This is a genomic window from Microcystis sp. M144S2 (genome assembly GCF_020246065.1).
Classification (GTDB): Bacteria; Cyanobacteriota; Cyanobacteriia; order Cyanobacteriales; family Microcystaceae; genus Microcystis; species Microcystis ichthyoblabe_A.
Map to the genome: position 1 here is coordinate 1 of NZ_JADBTR010000109.1, position 3,244 is coordinate 3,244.

Sequence of the window (3,244 nt, forward strand, 5' to 3'; positions counted from 1 at the left end):
CTATAAACAATGGCAAGAAGATAATATCGCTCCTCAAGTGGTTTTTGAAATTCTTTCACCTTCTAATAGCTTAGAAGAAATGGAGCGAAAACTACTGTTTTATCAACGTTATGGAGTGGAAGAATACTATCTCTATGATCCAGATTCTCATAGTTTTCAAGGATGGTTGAGACAGGAAGGACTATTAAGTTCTATACCTGAGATTAAGGGATGGGTTAGTCCTCGGTTAAATATCCGATTTGAATTGACAGAAAAAGAGTTAGAAATTTATAGTTTAGATGGTCAGAAATTTCTAACTTCTATTGAGTTATCTCAAAAAGCTGAACAAGCAAGTTTACAATTAGAACAAGAGCGCCTTAAAGCTGAACAAGCAAGTTTACAATTAGAACAAGAGCGTCTTAAAGCTGAACGTTTAGCTGAATATATCCGTTCTCTGGGAATTGATCCCGATACTTTATAATGACATAATTGATGGGTTGTGGTAAATACTAATTAACTGGTAAACTGCCTAATTTATCGTCATTGAACCTAGTCTAGGGCTATACTTAACTATGTAATCAGTAAAAAAACAAATCTATGAAAGCTTGGGCAAAATCTCTAGAAAAACCAGCAGTGGAATTTTCTGAAACCCAATTAACCTTATTATCGGGGAAAATTCCCGAGGGATTGCGGGGGAGTCTCTATCGCAATGGTCCGGGGAGATTAGAAAGAGGTAAGCAAAAAGTTGGTCATTGGTTTGACGGAGATGGGGCAGTTTTAGCTGTACATTTTCATGATAAGGGAGCCAGTGCCACCTATCGTTATGTTCAGACTGCTGGTTATCAGCAAGAAAGCGCCGCTAATCAATATTTATTTCCTAATTATGGCATGAATGCCCCCGGCTTCTTTTGGAATAATTGGGGAAAAGAGGTAAAAAATGCCGCTAATACCTCGGTGTTAGCTTTACCCAATAAATTATTAGCTCTCTGGGAAGGGGGTTTTCCCCATAAATTAGATTTACAATCTTTAGAAACCCTAGGTTTAGATAATTTATCTAGCTTACAAGCAAAGGAAACTTTTTCCGCTCATCCTAAAGTAGATGTGTCCAGAGGAGAGATTTTTAATTTCGGGGTGACAATCAGTGCTAAAGTTAGTTTAAATCTCTATAAGTCTGACTCCACTGGTGAAATTATCCAGAAAAACACTTTTGATTTAGATAGATTATCTCTGCTGCATGACTTTGTTTTAGCAGGACAGTATCTCGTCTTTTTTGTCCCACCAATAAAAGCGGATAAATTATCGATACTGTTGGGATTTAAAACTTTTAGTGATGCCATGCAGTGGCAGCCAGAATTAGGAACAAGAATACTAATTTTTGAGCGAGATTCTCTGCAATTAGTCAGCCAAAGTGTTACGAATTCCTGGTTTCAATGGCACTTTGCTAATGGTTGTGTAAATGACCAAGGCAATCTTGAAATTGTTTTTATCCGTTATGATGATTTTAAGACTAATCAATTTTTAAAAGAAGTTGCCACGGGTGAAACCGAAACTTTAGCCATCGGAAAATTGGCAAGTATTACCATTAATCCCCTATCAGCAAAGGTAATTAATCAGGAAATTCTCTCGGATTTAAGCTGTGATTTTCCCGTGGTTTCCCCGCAACTGGTGGGACAAAAATGGCAAAATACTTTTTTAGCTGTCCATCGTCCCGATAGTGATATTCGTCGGGAAATTATCGGACTTCCCGCTTGTTATAATCACTCCACAGGTAAGTTAACTATTGCCTATCTAGAAAATAACTGTTATGGCAGTGAACCGATTTTTGTCTCCGATGGTTTATCTCCAGAAACGGGATGGTTAATCGTCGTGGTTTACGACGGCAATAATCACAGCAGCCAAGTGAGAATCTATGATAGTCAGCAGCTAGAAAAAGAACCCCTTTGCTGTCTGCAATTACCCAGTGTTATCCCTCCGGGGTTTCACGGTACTTGGCAAGAAAAATCAGAAAAAGGTGCAGAAGTAATCTCAACTTAGAAAAGGGGTTTCTATTTAGAAAACGGGTTTCTTTGAGAAACTCGTTTTCTGGACTTGTGAGAGAGAAGCTTTATTCGATTTCTCTAGGGTTGAAGATTTAATCAATTGGTTATACCATTTCTCTAAATGAAAACTACACATCGAATTTAAGTCACCCTTTTTAAGGGGGATTTAGGGGGATTAAACTTCTGTAGTCAGACTTTGGAGAATTGGTATTAAATACTTTAACTGCTTAGTTCTTATGTTAGCGATCGCCTTCTGACAACAACCCACTAAAATTGTCATAATGAAACAAACAACCGCTAATTATGATGAACCCTGGAAAGAAGCATTAAGCGAGTATTTTGAAGCGTTTTTATGCTTCTTTTTTCCCGAAGTTCACCAATTGATTGATTGGACAAAAATTCCCGAATCCCTAGAAAAAGAACTGAAACGGATTACCGCTTCAGCAAAGACCAAAAAACGTTTCGCTGACAAACTCTATAAAGTTTGGTTACTCAGGGGTGAAGAAGTCTGGATTTTGATTCATATTGAAATTCAAAGTCAATACGAAGAAAATTTCCCTCAGAGGATGTATATTTATAACTATCCGGCCTTTGATTTGTATCAGAAACCAGTTATCAGTCTCGCTATATTAGGGGATGAACGAGTAAATTGGCGACCAGATTCCTATAATTATACCATTGCTGGCTGTGAAGTCAGCCTGAAATTCCCAACGGTTAAATTACTGGACTATGAGGAAAGCTGGTCAGAACTAGAAACAAGTAGCAATCCCTTTGCTATAATAGTCATGGCACACCTGAAAACAAAAGCAACTACTGGGAAGCTGCCAGAACGGGAACAGTGGAAGTGGAAGTTAATCAGGGGATTATATGAAAAGGAGTTCGAGAGGAAACAGATAATTAAACTGTTTGAAATCATCGACAATATGATGACCTTATCCCCTGAATTACAGTCAAGTTTAGAAAGTAAAATTAAACAATTTGAGGAGGAAAGAACCATGCCTTTAATAAGTAATATGGAGTTACGAGGAAGGAAAATTGGTGAGGAAATTGGGGAGTTACGAGGAATAGAACGCGGTAAGGAAATTGGTAAGGAAATTGGAGCGTTAGAAAATGCTCGTGATTTTGTGAAAAAAGTTTTGGAAAACCGACTAGGCGATATCCCTGGAGATATTGGACAATGTCTCAATGATGCTTCAGTTATTTCGGTTTTAGAAGAGATGTTAAAA

3 protein-coding genes are annotated in these 3,244 nt (G+C 37.8%); all 3 read left to right on the top strand.

The genetic code is table 11. The annotated features are described in order from the left end of the window. Window positions 1–460, top strand: a 460-nt coding sequence (locus tag IM462_RS13170) for a Uma2 family endonuclease (protein WP_287702575.1), incomplete at its 5' end; no start/stop codon positions are given. Window positions 461–576: 116 nt separating this feature from the next. Then, on the top strand, window positions 577–2,013 hold the full coding sequence (locus tag IM462_RS13175; RefSeq protein WP_287702577.1) for a carotenoid oxygenase family protein: 1,437 nt from the start codon (window positions 577–579) through the stop codon (window positions 2,011–2,013). Window positions 2,014–2,299: 286 nt separating this feature from the next. Beyond that, on the top strand, window positions 2,300–3,244 hold a 945-nt coding region (locus IM462_RS13180), incomplete at its 3' end, for an RpnC/YadD family protein (protein WP_287702579.1).